The sequence below is a fragment of the Cysteiniphilum litorale genome, from assembly GCF_003428165.1.
GTDB classification, from domain to species: Bacteria; Pseudomonadota; Gammaproteobacteria; order Francisellales; family Francisellaceae; genus Caedibacter; species Caedibacter litoralis.
In genome coordinates, this window is the sequence record NZ_QLIQ01000020.1 from 1 (window position 1) to 24,761 (window position 24,761).

At 37.0% G+C, this 24,761-nt stretch carries 20 protein-coding genes; all 20 read right to left on the bottom strand.

All coding sequences use genetic code 11. The features are described 5' to 3' along the window. Positions 1-146 precede the first annotated feature (146 nt). The 20 genes from DNJ75_RS08725 to DNJ75_RS08820 all read right to left on the bottom strand — a co-directional run bounded on the left by DNJ75_RS08725 (position 147) and on the right by DNJ75_RS08820 (position 24,669). Complete coding sequence (locus DNJ75_RS08725; protein ID WP_117003070.1) at positions 147-893, bottom strand: hypothetical protein; 747 nt, start codon at positions 891-893, stop codon at positions 147-149. Between the two features lie 241 nt (positions 894-1,134). Further along, positions 1,135-1,368, bottom strand: coding sequence for a hypothetical protein (locus tag DNJ75_RS08730; RefSeq protein ID WP_117003071.1), 234 nt, complete (start codon positions 1,366-1,368; stop codon positions 1,135-1,137). Between the two features lie 130 nt (positions 1,369-1,498). Further along, the gene (locus tag DNJ75_RS08735) at positions 1,499-2,434 is read right to left on the bottom strand and encodes a hypothetical protein (RefSeq protein ID WP_150468953.1); all 936 of its coding nucleotides are present in this window, start codon (positions 2,432-2,434) and stop codon (positions 1,499-1,501) included. Positions 2,435-2,522: 88 nt separating this feature from the next. Continuing rightward, the gene (locus DNJ75_RS08740; RefSeq protein WP_117003073.1) at positions 2,523-5,540 is read right to left on the bottom strand and encodes a DotA/TraY family protein; all 3,018 of its coding nucleotides are present in this window, start codon (positions 5,538-5,540) and stop codon (positions 2,523-2,525) included. Next, positions 5,540-5,980 carry a hypothetical protein gene (locus DNJ75_RS08745; RefSeq protein ID WP_117003074.1) on the bottom strand — a complete coding sequence of 147 codons (441 nt, stop codon included), beginning with the start codon at positions 5,978-5,980 and terminating at the stop codon, positions 5,540-5,542. Before DNJ75_RS08745 ends, DNJ75_RS08740 begins: the two co-directional genes overlap by 1 nt. A gap of 79 nt (positions 5,981-6,059) precedes the next feature. After that, a complete protein-coding gene (locus DNJ75_RS08750) occupies positions 6,060-6,686 on the bottom strand; it encodes a DotI/IcmL/TraM family protein (RefSeq protein WP_157968277.1) in 627 nt (208 codons plus the stop codon). Next, positions 6,676-7,146, bottom strand: a complete 471-nt coding sequence (locus DNJ75_RS08755; RefSeq protein WP_117003076.1) for a type IVB secretion system protein IcmW — start codon at positions 7,144-7,146, stop codon at positions 6,676-6,678. The genes DNJ75_RS08750 and DNJ75_RS08755 overlap by 11 nt, the downstream gene beginning before the upstream one ends. Beyond that, a complete protein-coding gene (locus tag DNJ75_RS08760) occupies positions 7,136-10,060 on the bottom strand; it encodes a hypothetical protein (protein ID WP_117003077.1) in 2,925 nt (974 codons plus the stop codon). The genes DNJ75_RS08755 and DNJ75_RS08760 overlap by 11 nt, the downstream gene beginning before the upstream one ends. A gap of 44 nt (positions 10,061-10,104) precedes the next feature. Beyond that, complete coding sequence (locus DNJ75_RS08765) at positions 10,105-10,893, bottom strand: hypothetical protein (protein ID WP_117003078.1); 789 nt, start codon at positions 10,891-10,893, stop codon at positions 10,105-10,107. A gap of 77 nt (positions 10,894-10,970) precedes the next feature. Beyond that, positions 10,971-12,116 carry a TrbI/VirB10 family protein gene (locus tag DNJ75_RS08770; RefSeq protein ID WP_117003079.1) on the bottom strand — a complete coding sequence of 382 codons (1,146 nt, stop codon included), beginning with the start codon at positions 12,114-12,116 and terminating at the stop codon, positions 10,971-10,973. 3 nt (positions 12,117-12,119) lie between these two features. Further along, entirely contained in the window at positions 12,120-12,908 is a 789-nt protein-coding gene (locus DNJ75_RS08775) for a DotH/IcmK family type IV secretion protein (protein ID WP_188618911.1), read from the bottom strand. A gap of 304 nt (positions 12,909-13,212) precedes the next feature. Beyond that, positions 13,213-14,076, bottom strand: a complete 864-nt coding sequence (locus DNJ75_RS08780; RefSeq protein ID WP_170137210.1) for a hypothetical protein — start codon at positions 14,074-14,076, stop codon at positions 13,213-13,215. A gap of 290 nt (positions 14,077-14,366) precedes the next feature. Then, the gene (locus tag DNJ75_RS08785; protein WP_117003081.1) at positions 14,367-16,691 is read right to left on the bottom strand and encodes a hypothetical protein; all 2,325 of its coding nucleotides are present in this window, start codon (positions 16,689-16,691) and stop codon (positions 14,367-14,369) included. Between the two features lie 106 nt (positions 16,692-16,797). After that, positions 16,798-17,928, bottom strand: coding sequence for a type II secretion system F family protein (locus DNJ75_RS08790; protein ID WP_117003082.1), 1,131 nt, complete (start codon positions 17,926-17,928; stop codon positions 16,798-16,800). Continuing rightward, entirely contained in the window at positions 17,912-19,552 is a 1,641-nt protein-coding gene (locus DNJ75_RS08795; protein WP_117003083.1) for a GspE/PulE family protein, read from the bottom strand. Before DNJ75_RS08795 ends, DNJ75_RS08790 begins: the two co-directional genes overlap by 17 nt. Before the next feature lie 20 nt (positions 19,553-19,572). Further along, complete coding sequence (locus DNJ75_RS08800) at positions 19,573-20,085, bottom strand: hypothetical protein (RefSeq protein WP_117003084.1); 513 nt, start codon at positions 20,083-20,085, stop codon at positions 19,573-19,575. After that, complete coding sequence (locus tag DNJ75_RS08805; protein WP_117003085.1) at positions 20,075-21,511, bottom strand: hypothetical protein; 1,437 nt, start codon at positions 21,509-21,511, stop codon at positions 20,075-20,077. The genes DNJ75_RS08800 and DNJ75_RS08805 overlap by 11 nt, the downstream gene beginning before the upstream one ends. Before the next feature lie 17 nt (positions 21,512-21,528). Next, positions 21,529-23,127, bottom strand: a complete 1,599-nt coding sequence (locus DNJ75_RS08810) for a hypothetical protein (protein ID WP_117003086.1) — start codon at positions 23,125-23,127, stop codon at positions 21,529-21,531. Positions 23,128-23,140: 13 nt separating this feature from the next. Next, positions 23,141-23,821, bottom strand: coding sequence for a TcpQ domain-containing protein (locus DNJ75_RS08815; protein WP_117003087.1), 681 nt, complete (start codon positions 23,819-23,821; stop codon positions 23,141-23,143). A 20-nt stretch (positions 23,822-23,841) separates the two neighbouring features. Further along, on the bottom strand, positions 23,842-24,669 hold the full coding sequence (locus DNJ75_RS08820; protein ID WP_117003088.1) for a pilus assembly FimT family protein: 828 nt from the start codon (positions 24,667-24,669) through the stop codon (positions 23,842-23,844). Positions 24,670-24,761 lie beyond the last annotated feature (92 nt).

Genomic DNA, 24,761 nt, shown 5'->3' on the forward strand with positions numbered 1-24,761 from the left:
CTCTATTTGATCATTTGAAAAATAGTTTAATGTTGTGGCATACAAGGCATCGCTCACCTGTAAATGCATGCACACATTTGATGGCATGCCTTGCTGCATGGGTTATCGATCCTATCTCTATTGTGGGGCAGAAAAGATTGAGTGTTTTATGAACCGTAATTCCGAACTGAGGTCAACTTAGCATCTTCATTAAACAAAAAAGAATTATGTTGAGATTGATGCTCATTGTTTGGTGATAACATGCATGATAATTCATGAATATACGAAAGACATTTGTCATTTAATTTAGTACGCTGACTTTTACATGGATTTAAACAAATATTCTCTTTTAGCCATTGACAGTTCAGCATCTCACGCACAACTGCAATTGTATTTTGCAAACCATGCTCAGTCAGATCAAAGGATAACTGACAAGGAGTATGCCGATCTAGTGAATCAACAAAATCTTTTATCTGCTGCATCGTCATCGGTGCATCTTTAGGAATATCCATCATTGATGCTATTACTTGATTATCACTGTCGCTAAAAATTTCAGCATGTTTGGCATCAAGGCGCTCTTGCTTTAGCTGCTCCTGAAATTCTCCTCGCTTATCTTCATAAGCGATTCTTAACTCTTGATAAAAAGTTTTGATCTCTTCAAGATTTTGATCTAATGCTTCTTGCATTTCTTCACTAATAGCCTCTTTATGACGATGCGCTAATGCAACTGCCTTAAAATAACGATACAACCGAGTCAATAGCTGATCTAATTGCTGCTGTAAGTGCTTAATTTTATCGTGCTCTTGATGTAATTGGTTTAAGAAGGCAAGCAAAGGCTTTTTAAACTCGAATTCCTGCTGCTGATATAATAGCTCTTGATATATATTCTTAATTTTTGACTGTAATAATGACATAAAACACCCCTCTCAATTAGGTATAGGTTCATAGCAATTTCAATTTATTGAAGTAGTTACTGATACCTCTTGATCTTTACTTCCCATGTAGTAATCACAAAATGTTTTTAGTTTACTTTCATTGTCTTTATGATGAATATCAAAAATATCGGTCAATTTCTGACGCGCTTGCTCTGATAACACAAAATGACTATGAGGGCATATAATGAAATAGTTTGAAGTGTATCGAAACGTTAGGCAGTTATTGCTTTTTAAGTGTATTATCGGCGCCACCATTCGAAGCGCTATTAAATATATCACCATTGTACTTTCTTTCAGCCATTTGCTGTGGAGTCTGATCGTACCAGTTCCTTGATGCACTGCCAAACCTATCATGCTCACGTGTGGCAGCAGCTTCAAAAATCTCACTTACCTTTTTCCGCGTCGCTTCGTCTGATTCGATATGCACGCTGTATCTGTCGTTATTACCACTCATGTTTCCCCCTAGAGTGCTTGTGGTTTGTTATATCACGATTATAGGCACATAATACCAAAGAGGCTACATAGTTACTGCATATTCATCAATTTGATGACATTTGCATTCAGAATACAGCAATATTCGCATATTAATATATTGATTCAAATACAGAGCTCAAATGATCATCTTTTTTATTAATCCACGGGCAGGTGCTCCCTATTCCTCCATTGCAAAGAAAAATAATTTTATCATCACGCTTTAGGTATGATACACCTTGCCCACAATTAATAACACCATCATTAAGTGAGCAGCTTGTACCTGTGTTTTTAAAGGTCACTGTAATGATTGATTTACTCAGAGACTGTCCTTCGTTAGTGCAATCTAGATATAATTTAGTAACATCATTTTTATAAACTTTCTTTGCACATGCCGAAAGCATGACCTCACCCAACCCAATAGAGTATATCTGCTTACCGCCTTCGCCTGTAACATCATCGTATTGTGAGCACACATCATCTTGCAATGTACTTTGGTTGGACCGATTCGTTTTTGCAATGAACTGCATACCTCCTTTATTAACACAAATACCATAGCCACTTCCACCATAAGATGTATCAGTCAAAGCAAAGTAAGATTCTCTTGTTGATATATAACCTGAGTAATACAAATGCCTATTATTACCATCTGAACACTGCACTGGAATGTCAATACCTTTGTCACTTGATCGTGATGCATAAATTGAGCTGATAAGTGGTGAACTCATATAATTTCCCCAAGCAAATGGATAATATGGTTTACATGTAACTGTCTTGTCATTTTTGTTAATAAAACTTGCTACTAAATAAAGGTAAGGGTAATCGGAATAATTGCCTTTACCAACTTTTAAAACCATATAACGTGTCTTGCCATCAATATTATCGTCTGCCCAAATAATACTGCCTGACTTATCTTGCGCTGAAATGCGAATATTTTGATAGTTAGGTGAGTCATAGCCTTCTATTTTTTGATCTTTAAGGTCTGACCAAATATAAGTTTCATTAATTAAGTCTATTTCAGTACGTGCAACTGCATTTTGGACACTCATTACACTAAGCAAAGCAGTAAATGCAAAAAAGTACTTGAACCTGATATATCTTATGATTCTTGCCCATATCCAGCCTTTTACAATCACTTTAGCCATTGCCTTCATTCTTTTTTTCCTCTGATTCTTTTTTGCCACCATTCCTTCTATAACTACCAACACTACCAAAACTACCAACAAAAGTATCAGCAGCATGAGTCACCCCACCTGCACTTTGACCAATATTTTGGACACCTTGTGCGTGTTCAGTGTGACTTTGATTGGCTTTTTCAACAGTTTGTGTCCCTGATTGCGCCATTCCTTGAGCGCTTTGGATGCTCGATGATTTCATCTCCTGCATATCTTGCTCACCAGCGAGCTCATTGTGTGTACCACCCACCCAATGCAGAATCTTATCTGGTAGAATATAAATCAGTGAAAAGCATTTATAAAAGGCTAAACCAATAAATCCGGCATACATAAACACCAACAAAATATTTAATGATCCAGTGACATAGCTATTACTGGATGTGCCATACACACTGGCAATTTGTGTTGCCACAGCATGGAAGCCTTTTGCTGAGATCGTAATAACCAAATATGTCAAAATCACTCCAATAATGAGCCCACAGATCATCAATACCGGTCTTAGTACGAGATTAAGCATAATTTGAATGGCTGGCTCCGCCTTACCATACACCTCATGTCCTTCTGGATAAACCAGCCCAAGCGCGACAACGGGTGCTGCGACCAATGCCTCAATAATCAGCAGTAACCACGCGATCTTTCCCGCCCAGAATAAGATAAAAGGCGCCATCGGAATAATCAACGCAAATAAAACCGCATTAGTAAATAGTGTGACCAATACAAAAAACACTAAGGGCAACCATATAAGATCCATCGATAGGCTGAACATATTCTGAACCATTAATATTTGGCTTGTCATATCTCCAATTGAAGATAATACACCAGGCAATCCCGGCACCCAGTAGCTAGCGGCAGCAGCTACCAACGCAGCGCCTTTAGATGTAGATTGAGTAATTATAACATTCTCAATCATATCATCCGTTTTTTGCTTCACTCTCGTCACAATACTCTGCAAGGTATTAATTACCATTGCAATTAGGGACTGCCCGACACCTTGAATTTGTCTTAGCGCTGAAAACGGATTGGTAGAAGCAACATCACCATTAACAGTTTCACCGATATTATAGATTTGATTAAAAACACCGGCACTATTTGAATTGAGACTCATTTTTTCAAAAACCTCATCAAGAAATGATTCCGCTGGCGTTGCTAAGTCTGAAACCAAGGCACCTTGATGAAAAAAGCTGACATGATTTAACTGAAAAACACGAATCAGTTTTAGAAGGTCAACAATATCATCTAATTGTGTTTTGCCAATATTGGTTTGATCAATTTGTAATGCTGCGTTAATAACAAAAAAATACTTGCCAATATCAAGCGAAATAGAGGCTGGAATAAGATTATTAACCAAACTCTGACAATTTGCAGTGGCCGTCATATTTCCTGAATTGTCTGAAAACAGCACCCCTTGCAGCAGACTGCATGCATCATCCCCCTTCTTTCCCTTATAAATATAATTTTTCTGTAGAATAGATACCATCTTCTGTTTGATTTCGGACATGTCTACATTTGCAAATTTATCACTTTTATCATCAGCAGATACTGGATTTAGAGGTACTTTTAATGCTTTATATTTATCACCATTGTTATTACTATCAGGCGATACCGTATAACTTATCAAGTTATCATCTATATCTTTTATCAAATCATCTATAGCAAAATTATCTTCAAGATATTTCAACGTAATTTGTGTCCGATGCAACTGAACTTTATCTTGCTGCCCCTGATAAAACAATTGATCAAACAATGCGAAATCATTATGAAACTGAGTAAGAACTTTGGTAAACCCTTCATCTAAACGAAAATACTCTTGATCGGCATTCCACCAATCAACTTCATCTTTTCCTTTATCAGAACCAGATTCTGACTTTATTTTATTTTGGAAACCCTGCATCGTTAAAGAAGCTAAACCCTCTATTGTACGGCATTTAAACAAGCCTTTATCATCCGTACAGTTTATAACCTTATTTAAATTCAAACTTGTATCTGCATAGTGCTGACATTGTGTCTTTAATGCCCACTGCTCCTGAATGCACTTTTTGTATTTCCCATTGCTATCCTTTTCATCACCCTTACTTTGCTTAAAGGTATCACAAGCCGATGTATCAATAATCGCACTACAATAACCCCCGAACAAACCTTTAACCTTAGAGTTATCTACTTTATCTTGATTAAGTTTAAAGCGATATTGATCAATTAAGCTATCGACGTAATATTGCGAGTAATACATAATGGACTGAGTCTTATCATCTTTTGTAACTTCTTTTGTGGATATTTCAGAGAATTGCTGCATACCTTGCTTGAGTTTGTTTAAATTTCCAATCTTCAGTGATTTGTTCTCATCCCAGAGAAATGATGCACCTTCTATCTTATTTGTGTCAATATTTTTCTCAATCTGTGAGGCACCCTGTACAAATGACATGTGATCAGGCTTTCGGCTCATTTCTACTTGATATTCACCCGTCTGCGTTGGAGGTGCGGAGTTATTTAACATATTCATCGACATCTCTGCCAAAAGATACAGTGCAATATCACTTTTAATGCCATCTGAAATCTCAAAACTGGCAATGGGCGGCACTTTGTTCTGATCTAATTGGCTATAGGTCTTTTGCCAGACCCCATTGGCAAACTGGATACTCACGGACACCATCAAGAAGATCAGGTATTGCGCCATACAAAACCCTGACTTTAAAGGAATAGCAAATGTCGAGCCAAGAATAACACGCAAAGGAATCCAGTATGAACTCCAATTTTTACCTAAAAAAGTTCCATCTTTCGCCGTATTAATCGTACCGATCACTAGAATAAAGGCATAAATGGCAATGACTGCCATTAAAATGCCAACGTTAAAGTAGTAAATCAAAGTTCGAAAAGCAGCATCCGAGACTTGACCAGAAAATACAGCTGATGCGGATGTGTTATTCGGATCAAAAGCAAAGAGCTGATTTAAAACCTGCCATGCACTCCAATTTTCTGACAGCATTATTTCCCTCCTTTAAATAAATCAACAAACCATTCATGAAAGGTACAACCAAGCTTTTTTCGATATAATTGATAGCGCCAAAAATGATACTTGAACGCATTTGCAAGCATGAGCATCATTAATGATAGAGCAATGAATCCAACCAATATATAACCTTTGATGAACAAATAAAGCGCATAAAAATAGATAACAACGGCAAGCAATAAACACAGGCGCAATAAAAAGGTGAATTTTTTTATAATATGGCTTATGCGAGTCTCATCAATACCAGATTTTGCCAAATCTGTATAAGACATGTCATGCTCAGACTTTTTTAGCTTTAAAATACTTTTAAATACATTGCCGATAAAACGATGCTGCTTATGAAAAGCATCTGCTAAAAATATACGCTTCGTTCGGCGAAATCTGACTTTAGTTTTCTTCTCTTTTGTTTTTTTCATATCAAAAATACTCAAGGTTTGCTTGTGATAGATAGGTGGATATATACACCGTCCGCACAATGATTTATGCGCGATATACTTATTTGCTATTTAGCTGAATAATCTGCGCGATCCCAAAATAGTGGCCTTTTGCCAAATCCTGTATCCTGCTATTCTTCTGAATGGTTAATTTTAAGATGATGTGGTTGTTTGACACCTCATTACCTTGAGAGAAGGTAACTAATACCGGTACTTGAACTTGCCAACTGCTTACGCCAGCAATATGCCCTGCAGCGGTAATAATTGGAACCCCATCTAAAGCTGCTTTTGCCACCATTTTATGATCCACTACCTGATCAACTGTCTCTTTAAATGCTTCATTAAAGGCATACCACCCTTGTTGGGTAAACAATGGTTTTAATGTTAGAATTTGCTCTTTATAATTTAAAAAATCAAACTTATACAACTTAGTGGTATTTAAACTGACCCAATTAACTAACATGTCATCAGTAACCACTACTTTTTTAGGTAGATCAAGTGATTTAACTATCCCTTGGTCATTAACTGCCAAAAAGTAATATTCATTTTCCTTGTGGCTATACCATAAGCAAGTAAATAAAATCACGTTCAATAGAATACTAATAAGTAAGACTTTAATGATTAGCCTAAAATTACTTTTATAAAACTCTGCCCTTTTGGCAATCACTTTGAGTACATTAGTTTGCATAATCTTCATCCAGCACTTTATTTAATACACTTTCTACCTTTAATAAACGAGCCTCACTACAAACTCTGACTAAAATAAGATTTTTCTCGAATGACATGCAACGCTTATACAACAGCTCGTAAGCTAGGTTATTGCTGAGCCTTTGATAAATCATCTGAAATAAGGCCCCATTTTTCTTATTAATATTCTGCATCATGTACATCATAAGGGCTGTCGAGAGCTTGTCACACAAGCGAATGATGGCATCAGCATACTCTTCACTAGGATCTTTTTGCTGACAAGCCTCAAGATAAACTTCATATAATCCATCATAGATCTCATTTGATAGTTCAGGCTCGCTTACCTTATTTTCCTTAATATCATAAACCGTTAGCATATCCACCAACTCAGGCTTACCAAATCCATGCCAATAATTGATAATTTCTGCTTTAAAATGATGCATATCACTTCTATTGTCCATGTTTGACACTCCTGTAATATTGCTCAATAAAATTTTCTATTAATTCATTAGCGATCTCTTTGACTGATCTATCCACCTGTAAATTCGATTGAGTTTCAAGGTAAGCTTTAGCACTCCCAGTTGGAAAATGCTGAGCTAACAGCAATAAACTCGGCATCACACCGATATGCTCAGAGAGCTTTTCTTTCAAATAACAATCCTCTGCTGTTGTCGTAAATAACCACAACTCATAAGCACTTAAACATAAATTCAGTAACTGGGTATTGATGCCATTAACCGTGTGGAACTGACCAATAAAATTCATCCCCTCACTTGTTGGTCCATGTACCGCATATTTTAATGCAGAAGCCTCTGTCTGATTTAAACCAAAATGTGAGCGGGTTGTTTCTAGTGTACTTTGATTTCCTCCACTTAAGATAAAAATTGACGTTGCAAACTCAAGCATCGTATGACTAAAATCACTCAATGATTGTGAAGCTAATGCAATTTGTACATTATGTTTTCTGCCCTCACGCATATCGGTTAGCACTTGCCTTAAAATTGGCGCACAGCCTCGCGTGCGGTGAAACTCATCAAAAACAATACGTTTGGGGATATTATATAGTTCTTGCAATTTTTCTTTGTGATACCCCTGATAGCTTGCTGATAACTGCTCTAAATCTTGGACTTTCACAAAAAAGTAGCCCGCCGTTAAATGACGCACTAACATATAAGCAATAACTGAAATACGTGCATCATTTGCAGAAACTGCCGACATGACGGATGCCAAATCAAACGCCACAACCCTTGCATCAACATCTATCCGCGTCACAAGATTCAAAGACGGTAGGTTTTTTATTACCGTGGTGATATTGCGACAAAAATATTGAATATAATCTTCACTACTTGCTAGATTTAATCCTTTATATAGATCAATAACACTTGTCTGATTCACTGCATTAATTAAATCTGATAGCAACGGCATGGCATAACGTTGCGTTTTTTGCGCCAAACGAATCTCATTTTTTTGAAAGAGTATATCAGTGATCTGCCACCATGATTTGCCTTGACTATCAACCTGTAATTCCTGCAACTTACGATCAATCTCTTGATTAATGCCTACCTGATAGCGTTTGGGCTGTTGATGATCACTGGTGAGTTTATACACTTCATCAATAACTAAACTTAGCATAGCCTCCATGCCATCTGGCAAATTCTCTTGTATATTTTCCAACAACAATACTGTCAAAAAATTCACTAAAAATGCTTTATGTGCATGTCCTGGATAACGTGCGCCAAGATGTGTATCAAAAGGATTAATCGCATCCATATGACTAAAAGTAAATTGATAATGCTCAGCAATCGCACTTCCTCCAACAGCTTTTAATAAATCAATCACTCCTTTTGAAGAAGGTCCAATATCCAGAATCGAAATATATGGCAACCCCTCCAAGCCATTACATAAGCACGCAGAAAGGTTAAGTGAATTTAATAATACTGATTTACCCGAACCAGATCGCGCATAAATTAACTCAATCCAACTCACTTGCTTAGAGGAACCACTTTGATATGGCCATAATTTACCATCAGGTGTACGAAATAAAGTTGCACCATGATCCCATGAAAGAGCCGGTCTAAAAAATGGCATCAGCTTTACTGCATCATTTAATGGCGCACCCACAGCACAAGGAAAACCCCGACGATTTAAAGCCAAGAAACTTGATTGAACCACGTCAAATGGATCGCCAAAATTTTCCGTTGTTTGCGCGCCCCCCCAATTCTGAATTGCTTTATGTAAAGCGGCCTTACGTTTCTGAAAAGTCATTAAGTCAGACTTATTTGCCCATGTAATTAAGTTTACGGAAAGCCTAATAACGGGCATGTCCGTATTGTTCTGAATATGCTTTAATAAATCGTGTGCACGACAAATCAACTTATTTTCATGAGAACTAAATGTCAGGAACTGAGCCAAAAGCGACTTGATTTGGCTTATTTTAATTCCATTAGGCGCCAATGAGAAAGAAATCTGCCAAGGTAGCTGATACTCTTTCAACGTTTGGAATAATGCATAAAATGCCTGGATATGCTTAGGAAATAAACTAATAGTGATCGGCGCATAGCGGTAATTTCCAACAATACACTCTGACATATTGACATTGGCACTTTCTTCTACAAACAACTGATAACTTAAGCTTGGCCATAACCAACTGGTCCAATCACTATCTTCACAACCTAGCTGTAGTTTGTCTCCAGGCAGATGTGCTTGCCAGTCATTACTTGTTATATCTGGTGAAATCTGCTGCTTAACTGCTTTTAATAACGGCTCAACCTTCATTAATTGAACACTCAATCCCATTGCAAAAAAAGACTCCATCAAAACAGTCACCAATGCAGTATGCTGTAACCTCACCTCATTAATAACTTGTAAGAAATGTTGTGCCTTTGATGAGATTTTTATATTGTGACTCTTAAGCTGCTCTAGTTTGTTTCGATATGCCTGTTTTTGTGCAGGTGCGGTCAATAGATCAGATGAACTCCAAATACACAAGTAGCACTTCTCAAAGACACAAGCTTGTTCCAGCGTTTTTCTTTTGGCATCAAAATAATCCTCAAGCTTTAAATTTAATCGTTTGGCACTTTTTTGTGATGGCAACAATAACTCTTCTATCTCTTGTGCCGTACTTTGTGCATCATAGCGAAAAAAGCATTTGATTTTTACACCTTGCTTTTTAAGTAACGGAGTTAAAGTGGCGGTAATTTCATCACATAAATGATGATACTCATCATTACCTACCATGTGTTTGACACCATTAATTTCAAGTACCGAGACCAAACTACCATCTTTGGTAATCAGAGTATGCTCATCATCAGCACTTTCAAGCTCACAATAGTTATAGATACTTTTGTTACTGATACTATTTAACCAGGAAAACATTCCCTCGACAGTGTTATACAAGAAGTTCATTATTTATCTCTAACTTACTCAAATACAAAACCAGACGCTGTGTAGACTTTATAAGTCTGACTATCAATTTTTAACACTTTGCCGTAGCCTTCCAGCTGTGAGCCCTCTTTGACAGTGAATGATCGACCTTTCTTATCTTCTAACCAAGCAATACCGTCAATAATGGCTGTTAAATGAAGTTTCTCATTCATATTGATTTCTTTGGCATTCATATATTGCAGTTGTCGCTGTAGCTCACTCACGAGAGAGATTAACGTTTTGCTTTGATCATTCTGTTGCATACTGTTAATAACAGAGGTTATTTTTTGCATATCTTTAAGCAATTGATCCTGCTGAGATTCTAACTTCTTAATGTGCTGTGCGATTTCAATACTTGTCTTTTCAGAGCGTTTACTGATACTGCTTTGCAACTCATTAAGTGTATCTAACTGTGCTTTTACTTCCTGTAATTGCTTTACATCAACCTGAGCATTTTCCGTGTGAATTGTTCTAGACTCTGTTTTAACAAATGATGGCATGTTAGTAGCTTGTGTTTTAACTTGAGACTTTATAGCACTAGAAGGTTTATCCTCACTGCCAAATAAAGTCCCTAGCACATAATAGGCACCAAATACAAATACTAATCCTGCTACAGCATAGACAAGATAAATTTTTTCAAATTTAAATGATTTTAACTTTCCGTTTAATCCTGAGGTCACCCCGTTATCTACAGCGATATCCTCAGCTGATTGCTGAGACTCCTCTGCCACGCTTTCAGCTTGCTTTTTCTTATCGTCATCTTCAAAAAAATCATAATTACTCATGTACTTTTATCCTTTGCTTTACTCATTATTTTTTATATGTACAAACCAAACTTTTTAAAACCGCTATATTGTTGTCATTAACTTTTTAAGGGATTAACATCTTGCATAATTAACACACCGATCGCACTACCTTGATCCAAGGTAACAGTTGGCGGTTTATCAAATTGTTTTGACATCGAACTACTTAGCGCCGTACCAATCTGACCAAGACCTGAATAAGCGGCATTTCTAGCACTCATTTCAACTTCACTACCCTGACAAACTTCTCGACCAGTGATCTGATCTCTATAACACCAGCGATTATTATTCTGCTGTGCATTACTAAAATAAGTCCCAAACCCTTGCAAAAATGATGCCGCAAACAAACTGCCATAGCGCAATACATAATGATGATCTACATCACTTGCCAAAGCAGTTTGGGCGGTATGTTGATCAATAGCATACGCATTGATTGCGATACTTTTCGCATAATTTTCAATCGACAAAGTATTGAATTTGACCACCAATTTATCTTCTTCTCTAACAAAACTCCCCAGAAGCTTGGCATGTTTATAGGGTCCCACAACGATATGCGCTAATACTGGTGTATTTGGCTGATCACTATTAACACTCGTATCAATTACGGCAATCAAGATATCACCTGCTTTAAACATGGCCATCAGATCATTACTAACTGAAGACATGCCTCCAGAAAAACCACTATTGCTAAGCTCGCTTTGCTCCTCTTTCATTGATGGTGATTTATTCCAGGTTTTTAAAATAACTTCAAAATTCTTTTGTGCCACTTTAGGATCAATTAGAAATTGACTTCCTTGATTATCGGCACTTTTAATCTGCGTCTGCGACTTTTGAGCCTCTGTTTTTTTCTGCTGATGCTTATAATCATAAAATGCAACAGGATCCATCTGCTGTTGGCTATTATCAATGTCTTTATCTTTTTTTTCCTGAGTTGTAGATGAAAAAACATCCTCAATATAGCTACCACTACTCTGCTCAGCTTGTTGAATCTGTTGCTGCCTTTCTTTAGCAATAAGTTCTTGGCGTTTATTGTCTACTATTGGATTTTTTTGATTAGCTTCAATTTTGTTATCACTTACTTCTGAACGCAAATATGTCTGGCTATTTTTAGAGCACATGGATAACATCATAATTGAAATCACGGTAATTATTAGAAAAATAATCAATACACGTAATCGCGGATGATTTTTAAAAAATTTCAACATTGCCTACTCATCCTTTAAATTAACTTTATGTAACCCTGAATCATTCGATATCATCACTACAGGTGTTGGATTAATCTCATAAACATGAGTAGTACCCATCGTTTTATCCTCAATATGATTAATATAGCCTGGAGAAATCAGTGTGCCCGCTGTCAAAATAAGATATCGATCGTTGTAGCGCCAAAATTTACCCACGCCTTGCTCGCCCGTGCTAGACAGTTTTTTGGCGCCATTTGGGACAACTCCTGATAGTAAAGACAATAAATACGATGATTGCTGCACACCCCCAAGCTGCGAGTCGTCTTCAGGTTTAGTGACACGAACATAAAGCTCGTAATCCCACTCCTTTTGTGTTGATTGCAACATTAAAGTAATTGGTGTTGCACGCCCTTGTAGCATCACTGCCATATTTGTATTGGCATAAGGTTTTTTTGATTGAAGCATGATAATCCCACCTTTTTTATCCCAATTAACGGTAAAATTTTCTGCATCTCCGATCACATAACTTGTTACAGGCCAAACACCCCCCTTTGAATCGGTGAAAATCAATGAACTCACTACACCAATACCTAATCTCACATTAGGTGGAGCGGTTGAGAACCCGGGCTTCGTGTTAGCAATAACAATGCGCGAAACACCATTAACATTACTCATGGCTGGCATAACAGCCGCAGCCTTCTGTCTCGAGCTAATCTCAGTTTTTGACTGCTCAATATCAGTTGCTGTTAATGGGAACATGCTGTTGACAATATTGTTGACCATCATCTGCTCGTTGGCGCATACCATATTCATCCATAACAAACTACTTAAGGCGATTACATATCGTAAAGTAGCTCTTGGAGATAGGCACTTACCACTCAATAGATTTTTAAAGGGCTGCTTTGTAGCTAGACAGCACAAAATGATTTGCTCACGGCACAAATAAATGATTGATTTCACAATATATTTAAACTAAGTACACCTTCCATGGCAACAAATAGTAAAGCTCAATCGATCAATATTCTTCAGTTTGGAAAAATTCTCATCAATTTGATGGGATTGATGATTGTAAGTGCGTAAATTTGTAATCTCCCTCAAGCCTCTCTAATGTAAGTTTTTATAAGTCACTCTTTTGTTTATTGGCAGTTTTATCATCTAACATATCAAATTCACCTTTAACACAAACTAGTTTTGAGGGCATCAAATCAATCTCTTGACAAGCACTTATATTCTCATTTTGCTGATAGCATTTCACATAATCATCCGATATTGCCTCTGGATAAATACGTGTGCCTAAGGTGCACTCTTTGTTAAGCTGTTTAGCAATTTCAATCTTTTCACCAAAGTTATTACCAACTAGACCTAAATCACCGCCATCAGTTTTAAAAGCTTTATAAGCATCTATTTCATTGAGCATACTATTCTTTGATCCATCTTCGCTAAATGATGGTTCATAACATAAATAACCACTTTCGCAAACGAAAGAAAACTTGGTATATGGTCCATATATTGAACCGTATTTGTAATAATTTCTGAGATAAATTCCAATCTGACCTGTTACTGAAGTTAATGACTGCAAAGCAACTTTAGTATTATTTCTAGCATTAATAGCATCTTTAATTGTAGACTGTGAAAGCTCTAGACCATTGTCATGTTTTTTAGCAAATCTCACTTTAAACTCTTGCTCATATATTGACGTAATCATTTGATTATAAACCTGCCTTACTAAATTATTATCAGGACTAAACAAAAGGTTAACTTGATTTGGCATAGATAAATATTTAAATCTAATAAAACTTACCAATGACTTAAAGTAGCTAGGTAACCCTTCATAAACTTGTAAAGACAAGTTAAAACATCTTTCATCTTGTTGTTGAGCTAAAGAGCTTGAGCAGTCATATATCGCCATAAATTGAATATTTTCCATGGCAGCTTTATCACCATTTAGGGCACTTTTGAGCAATCCACTAATATCTGACACATTATGATCTTCTTCAAAAATGTCATTCAGCAAAGTCGGTTGTAAAGCTGTTGAGTTAGTCATATTTCTAATATCACTATATGCGCCATTATATAACACAGCACAAATAGAGATTATTTTGATGCATTTAAGCATTTTGCTCATTGTATATATCTCCCATAATTTCATAATTTTAAGACAAGCTTTGTGAGTCATGCCAATCGACAACACCTCACAAGCTTTATCCTACACTGATTATTCTCAATAAAGTCTTTAGCTTCGATATAACGGACAAGCAGTCCTAGTGGTTTTTATACACGCCGACTATCCGGTTTTGCCTCAAAGCGCATCCTGATATCTTCGTAGACCAGCGTTTGTTTAACAGGAGCTTGATACCCTTGATTTTTTGATTTTCTTTTCTGTTTACCCTTTGTCATTTTCTTTTTTAGTTGTTGCTCAAAATAGATATTTGCGGAAGCAACGAGATCTCCAACTGCACTATCTGTTTCGGCAGCTATAATCGGTACAGTCAGATCTAACCTGATATGACTATTATTTGGGGCATCTTCATCTAAAATCACATTGACAACTACTTTTTTATTGATGGAATCTAAACCAACCTCAATGCCCCTTGTAAGAGCACTTTCGACAAAAGGATTCGTCAACGGTGCTACAGCACCTTGATGTGACTCCAAAATAAGGCGCCTTTCACTATTAGACAGGTTTCTATCTTGAGCATTTCCTATACTTTGCAATAAAGTTTCACTTATATTATGATGATCAATCGCATTATCTACATAAGGATCCCTCCTCATTTGGTAGCTTAATAACTCAAGAGACGAGACATCAGTAAAGGCATTATTTCGTGCAATATGATTCAGAAAACTTTGTTCAATTGCACTGTAATTGTTATTTTGAGTCAGGTGATCTAGCTGGGTAAAGTAATTACGCAGCCAAACAGACCTACTTTGGCGCATCATACGTCGACTTGGATTTGGCATTATATAATCCTCAACCATCATACGTAATCCAGAAAGTGTAACGCTTTCTCTGATTGATCTAAATAAAGTATCTTCTGAATTATTTACTAAACCTAAATCATGCACAACACGCGAAAAACCCATATTTATTAATCTATGCATAAGATAGGTTACATAGAACCCACAATCATTACGTGCTTGTATTCCTCTAGAGTATTCAAGTACAGTGACAGGCTGATTGATCTGTTGCTGTAGCCTTGTGATAACACCTCTGACTAAAGATGAGTGTTGAGTATTTACAGCTGCTGAGTCAAATACTAAGACTTGATAGCTACGATCCTCAGCCCTATGGATCGCAATAAGATAAAAATGACCATTTTGAAGGATTGGAAACAAGCGTGTCTGATTTTCAAGCATATTAAAATTAGTAACAATCTGATCGATAGCAGTTGCTATTGTTATCATCCCATGCCCATCGTTAGAACGACCAATTGTAATAATATTAGCCATATTAAAGTCATTATTCACAGGTTGCGGCATTGCTGACACATTTTGATGCCTCACATCCGCACTAGCAATTGCTTGGCCAACTATTAAAGTCAAAACTGCTGACATATTATCGGATGTCATCGTTCTGCCTAAAGCATATTCTTGATCAATATGTTGTGATAGCTGTCTATTAAGTAAATGGGCTAAGGATTGATTGTTAATCTGAAGATCCCAAGATCGTTCAAGATCTCCTAGCAAAGTCCGTGTATCAACTTCACTCTCTAAATCACACGCTATGCCATTAGCAATATTTGCACACTGCCTTAACTGCTGGGTAAATCCACTATCATTATCAGTCTCAGCATTTCTATTTATAGTATAGCTAATAGCAGGAATAGCAGTCACTGCAGCCACACCTCCTCCCAAGATTGATAGATTAGCAGAATTAAGTAGTGATGGATTAAATTCTGAGTAGTTATTATTGTTTAACTGACCAAAAGAAGGTTTGCCATCATGGAACCCTTTATTATCGAAACCACTATCAGTTTGCCCTCTGCTTTGCGTTGAAGGATTTTGTAGGGTGTTAGAAGGGAATAAATGATCTGAAGACATTGACTCTGAATGATTATAAAAAGCTTTGCCCGCCTTGGTGTTTTTTAATATCTCACAATCTGACTGATATTGAGCGTTTTGTTTATCAACACAATACACCATTAAATTGGAGAACTGATTTTTTCCAACGTCTTTAACAACCCACCTCAAAGCAGCATCGGAATTAAGCCAACTAATAGCTGCATTATTAAAAACCCACGTCTTTTCTGCATTTTTTTTCAGCCAATCAAACCATTGAGCCTGTTTCAACCATTCATTACCAGCATAAGTCTCTATCCAATCCTGACCTGCTTGAGATAAGATAAATTTACCAAACTCTGAATGCTGATACCAATTGTATCGATCTCCTTTATCCATTTTAATAACACGGCTATATAGCAAATTCTGTAAATATTGGTTGTTTTTAATCTTACTTAAACCCTCTGGGGTATTTAATGCGCTATCATCTAAGTACAATTGCTGCATCTTATCTCCCACTGCTTGAGTCTCTACGGCCACTGCATTTCCTAAAGGCATTACGCCTAACGCAAACAATACTATACATATTTTTTTCATAATATCTCCAATAATGAAATTAGTAACAAAGACAGCGCTCAAGAGTTATACACCATCCATTTATAAACAATTCCCCTATAATAAACACCCCATCCTTAAGAACTTTTTAACGCATACTGTCTGATAATGTCGCCACTGAAAAATAAAAGAAGCCAATGTAACTCATCGATAAAGCTAAAATGACAAATCCCAGCATTTTCATCTTCGCTACAATCGCATTGATTTCTGTTTCTAAAACACGGTCACTTAATGCGAGCAACCCTTCTTCAATCGCACCCGCATCGGTATAAATATCTAAAAGTAGCGATGTATTGTTATTAAAAAGGTTCACACTTGCTAACGCACGTCCAGCTGAAACGCCATCCTCTGACATCATTTTTCTCATCCTACTAATATATGGTTTTAGATAATCTGAACAATTTGTTTCCATCAACATAAACGCCATATTAAAACTTTTGCCTGAACTAAGCAGTGATGCCAAAGAAATCAAAACACTTGTTGCCTGAATCCTTTTATACTCGGCAAATCCCCATAGTTTATCAAAGAAGCGATAGCGCACATGAAAAGTCCAGCGCTTAATAAGTATTGGGATCATTATAGCTAATACAATCGCAATCAATACAATATGCCAAGCATGACTCGTGATATAGCTATTTAATGCAATAAAATCCGCAATATTGCCAGAGATATTATCAGCAGGTAATGACGCTAATAGCATTGGGATCACCTTGAGCGAACAACCAATAATGACTGCAATTAAAATCAATGTTGCAATGATTGGCATGATCATCCCAATTGCAATTTTCTTAGTTAATAACGCAAACTTCCTAGTCAATTGACTGGCATAATCAAGTGCATTAATTGGATTATCAAAATTCGCCTTAATCATCATATGTTCATTTGGCGGAATATAGTGTTTAATCACTTCATCAAAGGTCATACCTTCATACTCAATTCTCCTAATCCAATCACTTAAAATCATCGATAAAATACTATTATTAATTGATCGATAATATGTGTACTTCTCTTTAAGAGCCACCAGTGTGCCGTAAATACTCAAACTACTATTACTCATCACCAGAATAATATTTTGATATAACGAAGCTCGCACGCGATTAGAAAAAAACAAACGCAAAACAAAAATCAAGACAATAGGATATTTTTTAATATTCCGATTATCTATTTGGCTTTTATCTTGACTAAATCTCATCTTGAAACGATCAAATATTGACTTCATTGCTCACCTCGATTTGATCTAGACGCCCCATTTTGTACTCATACATCGCCGGACACAGTAAACCTGATAACACCTTTGACAAAGCATGAATAGCCATACTTTGCCCACCGGTTTGATACCATATTTCTTTTGCTTCACTTATTCTCCCTAAACGCATTTTTTCCAATAATGCTTCCGTGGGTATAAGCACCTCAGCAACGACTTCACGACCAATAACGGCTTTATGATCACAGTGATCGCACCCATCACGATTGGCAAAACGCACATGTTGCAGTGCCTTGCAATCATGACCAGAGTCACGATTAACTTGTTCTAATCTATGTAATACCGCACAATCTGGATAAATCGATCGATATTGATCATAGCTCCAAGAGCACTCAGGACAAACTATGGGTACAAGGGTTTGATGAACGATCATAGACAAAAACTTGGGTGATAATAGTACTTCTTTGTCAATACCAATACCCATTAAACGCTCAACACACAAAAATGCATTTTGAGCATGCAATGTTGTCAAGACCTTATGCCCAGATTGCACTGCCTGCTGCAATAATACGGCAGATGAACGATCACGAATTTCTCCCGCCATAATAACATCTGGATCTAGGCGCATTGCTGCTTTAAACGTATGGTTAAACTTCTCTAATGTCATTTGACTGGTATCATCTGCTGTTTCATGCACGGGGATTTGACAAGCCCCATCAATAATATATTCAGGCGGCGATTCAATGGTCAGTATTTTTTTCTGACGGTGACAACGATCCACCATCAACTTCAAAACCACAGATAATGATGTACTCTTTCCCGAACCAGTTTCACCTGAGAAAATAATCACGCCTTCTGGTGAAACTAGTGCCTTATCGATCAGCTCAACTTGCTCAGATGCATAGCCTAATGAGTGTATTGTCTGGCTCTGTTTTTTCCCCATAGACAACACTCGCATTACGACATTATAACCGTAGGGGTATAGTGGTGTACTTTGAAAACGCAAGCGATAAACCATACCTTCGATATGCTGATCAATAACCGCTTGTTGCGCTTTATTGTATAGATCTAACTGTTTATCAACTGTACCATAATGCCCTTTGGTATTATAAATCGCTCGCAAGATCTTAAGCATCACTTCGGCATCATACGCTTTATGCAGATATACCAATCCATTAATACGATGCTTTAACTCAACGCGTGTCGCCGTTGCTTCAATATGAATATCAGATGCTTTATGATCTACTGCTTCTTTTACGATAGTGTAAAATTCACTTAAAATACCAGTGTCAATTTCGTCTCTCAAAGACAACGTAATGAGCTCATCTAATAATGAAGCAACAACAGGCTGAACCATAATGGTCAGACCCTCTTTTAGATAGCTCTTTCCTTGCTTTTTAATATGTTCATATCGCGCCTTGGGAACCTCATTAGAAATAAATACAACGCCAATTTCTTGCTGTCCATTTTTAAGCGCCTTAGCAAAAACATATTGCTCTTTTTTAACGGATGCTTGAATCACATCTTGAATCACAAAATCTAGTTCATGTACTGAAGCAGCAGGACGATCATTACTATTTTCTAATGACTGGTAAATACCACCATAAATATCATCAATCGTTTGATAGTTATTGCTCATAACCCTGTACACCCAAAAATTTAGCTAATATCAACGCTGAAGGTTCTAGCATCATTAGCAAGATCAGCAAAAGTCACGCTATCAACATGAATAGACTCAACTTTGTAACGCTCACCAACTAACTGACCAACACTCAGCTCATATTTTTTTGCCTGAAACCATATAACAGCTTCCCATATATCCCCAACGTGTGAGATCTCACTGACACTTAACTCACTATGACCATATCTGGCTGAAGTAGTGTTTAACACTCCCTTAGATTTACTGGCAGCAGCTAGTTGACGCTGCAATTTATGATTTGTTATCTTTTGCTGCATGACCTGATTCTCAAGCGCCTGCTGCTGAATTTGCGTATGTAAATAATCCTGTGCTTGAAGGCTCTGATAATAGTGATGACTAGAATCAATCGCATAGGCTTGTTCTGAGTTTTTTGCCTGCGCATAAGCATTTACTGTGATTGCGCTCAATGCAAATAAAAGAGCTGAAAATCTCAAAAAGTGCGGATAAGTAGCACATGATTGTTTATGCTTCATAGATTTCTCCTTTAACAATCCAAGAAACAGGTTTGTCTTGATTATTCTGTATTTCAATATTGACTAAAACAAAGGTATTTAATGCTTTTGCGATTGCTGTTAATGATATTAACTCACGCATGCTATGCCCTATCACAGTGATCCCATGTTTAGCAACACCATAAGCGGATTGAGGGGGAATTAATTTGAAGTCTATCCCTCTTAATTTCAACTCTTCTACAAATTGATTAAAGCGATAGCTTTCAGCTGCTCTATCTTTCAAACGTACGATTGACTGGTCAGTGGACGCATGCGCGTTATGAATCAACTTAAAAAGCACATTCGTCATATTATCAGCCGCCTCAGTCACCGAAATTGCTTGTAATGACTGAATATTATTAAATGCTGCCTTTGTTAGCGCTACCTTATGTTTTTTATTATTTAACACATAAATTACACTTACATCATCCAATGCCCCTGTCTGATAACTAACTTTTTGGATATGCCATTGCAATGCCGAGGTAGGTAAATTCCCGATAGCATTGACAAATTTAATAATCAAAGGATAAGCATTCTTATGCTGAATGTCTGATTCGACTTTCTGAATATAGGCTTTTTCCTGCTGTAGTTTTATTTCATTAGTATCTTTATTGTTAGCGCTTTTTGATGATGTATTATTTGAAAAATACATATATCCTCCTGTAGCTAATACTAGCGACAGCACACCGTAGCTAATGAGTTTACGCCTTGATTTTAAAACACTCGCCTTGCGAGAAACAGGCTCACTATCTACTTTTTTGACACGTTTAGGCAATGCCTTAATCACAAACTGGCGTGAATCTTTGTCTTTAATATTTATCAATAATTGCGCGAGTGCATTTCTTTTGATTAGTTTCCTATCAATAGCAAAATCTAAAGCAATCTTATCAATCAACAAATTATCAACCTGCGTGTCACACTGTATAATTTGCCTAAACACATCCGCTGAGAAAATTCTCTCTAAATAGCGTAAGCATTGATACAAAGAAGCCTCATCAACAATCATATCGCCAGATAATTCAATCTCTCTATTTGATGCCTTTATATCACCACTTTGAGAGATTAACTCTTGATTAACAGGTAGTTTGACCGTAGGTAAGATCACACCATTTTTTACCGCACACAACCAGTACTTATCGATAGAATGACCTTCCTTATCAAACAAACGAAAGATATAAATAGCATCTTTTGCTAATAATTCACTTAGTACGCCCGCAAGTGAAATGGCGCCGACCACCTCCATTGAGGTTACATTTGACGGCATAGCTGCAGCAATATTTCGCTTCACATCCATCACAAAGCTTTGACAGTCAATATGATAAAGCGCATCAAATAATTTATGTTGACTATCCGCAATAAACCAAGTTAACCCAATGGCATAACGTTTATTGTCTATAGCAATAATCATATGTTTCTCCACAGTCGTTAACGTATTAGATAAGGTGTGACAACAATCACCGTAATCGTTGAGTTATTTAATGCAGCTTGCGAACCGCCTAGCATCCAAGTGCTTTGTGGACCAACACTATCGGTTTGTGCATTGTCTTTTTTATCTTCAAAACCGGCTAGAATAACCGTCTGACCCGACTTTAATGGCACTGACTGCATAAAACTTTTGTTACGAATAGATGGCAGTTTAATGATTTGTGGTTCTGTACTGCCCTCGACAGGTATTTTTGATTCATCCATACGCACCAAATTGGTTAAATTAACACTTAAATCAACCAAAATTTCATTACCTTTAACGACAATTGGCAGAACCTTAATTTCATAGCCCTCATTATACTCCCCTGGCGTTGCTGATTGCTTGACACTATTCCCATTACCACTGGGTGTTACTACCACATCAACCTGTTTAATATAGGCTGTTGTTGTTGATACCTGAATCGGCACAGGACGACCGCTGACGGTATACATTGTCGTACCAGTGACATGTGTTGTTTTACCCATCGTCTGCAATGCTTTAATAATTAAGTTTGAAGTATTCCACGGACCTGATGAAATAGTACTTGTTAAAGTGCCATATCCGCCCGTTAAAGCTGCCCCCGTCTTCCAATCAATTTTCCCCTTAGTTCCCTGATACAGTGCATGCCAGTCAAAGCCATAACCTGAGGTGTTTTTCTGATCGACATCATAGACATCCAGTCTAATAACAACTTTCTTTCTCGCCGTGCGATTGATCTCTTCCAGATATTGAGAGACTTGACGCATCAACAACGGGGTAGTCTTGACTGTAATCAAGTTAAGTGTTGAGTTTTCATCAACACTGCCCAATTGACCAATAATCGATTTTATGGTTTTAATGACAGCTGCCCAAGGGTTATCGTACTCTGCTTCATTTTCAGTCTTTAGTGAAGCAGATTGATTAACACCGGTGCTTGAGTTACTACCAACCTTGGTTGTTGTCTTAATCTTATCTGTTAAAATATCAACATGGAATGTCTTTGTTTCCATTCGAAAAAATTCAAGTGTATTTCTACTTTGATCATACTTCCAGAAAATACCCAGCTTAAATGCAAAATAATCCAAAAATCCGGCAATATCACCCACATAGTCACAATGTATCATCACATCTTGAATATCTGCGACTTCATAAGCAGCTTTGTCTTTCCTCCCTACATCATCTTCAGACATAGCAGCATGCTCACGCTCAAGAATATAGGCAATCGCGCCTTCCGTAACAATAACTTTAGCTTGCGTAATTTTCTGTATCTTTGTGATTAAGCTTTCGAATGTGACGCCTGTTGCGGCAGTAGTATATTGAAAGGGACGTTGGAATATTTGAGGCAAAGCATTTTGCGCTTGAATATCAATAAGATCACCTTGAACATATGGCTCATCACTTACCGTAACAAACTGCTCCGATGCGGGTTTTTTCAAACTTGAGATCATTTCATTTGCTTTTGCAATATGATCATCTGTATTTTTATCCACAGTTTTATAAATCGCAGTGCTGCATGCTGTTAGCGACAGCAATAAACCGCTTAATAACAATCCACATAGTGTTTTTGTATTATTTTTCATAAGGCAACCTTAATTAATTTTGCATGACAACCATATTGGAAGAATACGACTTTGCTTTAATCACCAACACATGATTAGCTTTTAGCTCTGCCTGTAATGGGTGATCAGCTTCTTCAAATGCCTTTAACAAATTATTCAATGCGCCATCTTTTGCAAAAAGTTGCCCTTCAAACACAGCGGATGCAGCCAGCTTATAGTCAACAGGTGCTTCCCATATCAGCTTAATCTCTTGATAAGAAAGCCAGCGCTCAATCGTCTCTTTTAAGGTTTGTCCCTTTAAGACATAAAAAACTTCTCGAGGATGCTTTGCCAACAAATCAGCCTCTTGTTGCGTTTGCGCAATCGCAACGATTTTACCCTCAAGATTAATGCCAGCCATATAATGCGAAGGCTCTTGACTAAAAATCTTGTATATCTCACTGACTGAAAGATCTGCCACTAGATTATCCGCAACAATCAACGTAAAACCGTTATACTCATCATCAGAGACAATCTTAGCCATCCCTTGTGATTTCTTTATATCGATCTCAGCACAATGTTCAGATAAAGCGCAATTTGGACTAACTACTTTTAAAAAATCCCTTGAAACTAGCTCTTGTGCCAACACATGTTGACAGGACAGCATAAATATCACTAAAGCCGTTAAGGAACTAACTAAAAACGTTAGCTTATGCCAAATTCTATTGCTGTTCACTTTCTGTTACCTTTCCTTTTTCATACTTTTCTTTCAATATGGATATAAATAAACTGCCGATTAAAATCTGTTGAATCAAAAGCATTCGTGGAATCAATATCAACATCACATGCAAATTGAGTAGGTGTTACCAATGAGTTTTTTTGCTCGCCCATACACACCGCAAATTTTAACCTTGGTGTGTCAATCAAATTTTTCTTTATATTTGCCAACATTCTTAACGCCAGACCACTTTCGGCTTTGCCTCCAAGCTCAGGATATGGCACACGTAACACTACAGATTTAGGTGTTTCATTACTCTTCTCACCAATAGGTTGCAGCATAATATTTATAGGTTTTAGATTTAAAAATCCAGCATATGTGATCTTTTGATTTGTACATTGGCAAAATAAATTGCCATTATTACTCGACCAATTAACTGGTTTATTTGCATCAACACAAGATGTGAATGACTGGCTTTGTGAAACAGGTGGACGACTAATACCACAAACAGCAGATAAATTAGGATCTTTATAAAACATATCTAAAGTTACCCATCCACCATTTTTTTTGCTTTCACCGTCCCATTTTGTCCAAATTTCAGTTATATCTTGTTTCAATGCATTGTTTTTATTAAACATTTCGGTTGGTTCATAAATGGCATCACCAATGCTACTGGCAACACTAATTATCTGAGTTGCTGCCGTCTCGGCTCGATCAAGCTGTTGTTTTTTAACCAAATGCATATATTCATTGATTGCAATAACCCCCAAAATCACCAACGATGCCATGAGTGAAATTAAAATATAGCCTTGTTGATTTTTCCTAACACCAGCCTTTTGGTTGAAGTTATATTTTATATAGTTCATATACAGCACTTAGATTAAAGGTTTATGCAATCCATAAGTTACATATGCAATAGTTATAGGTAGCGGCTTGTCCAAACAATTCCATCACAATA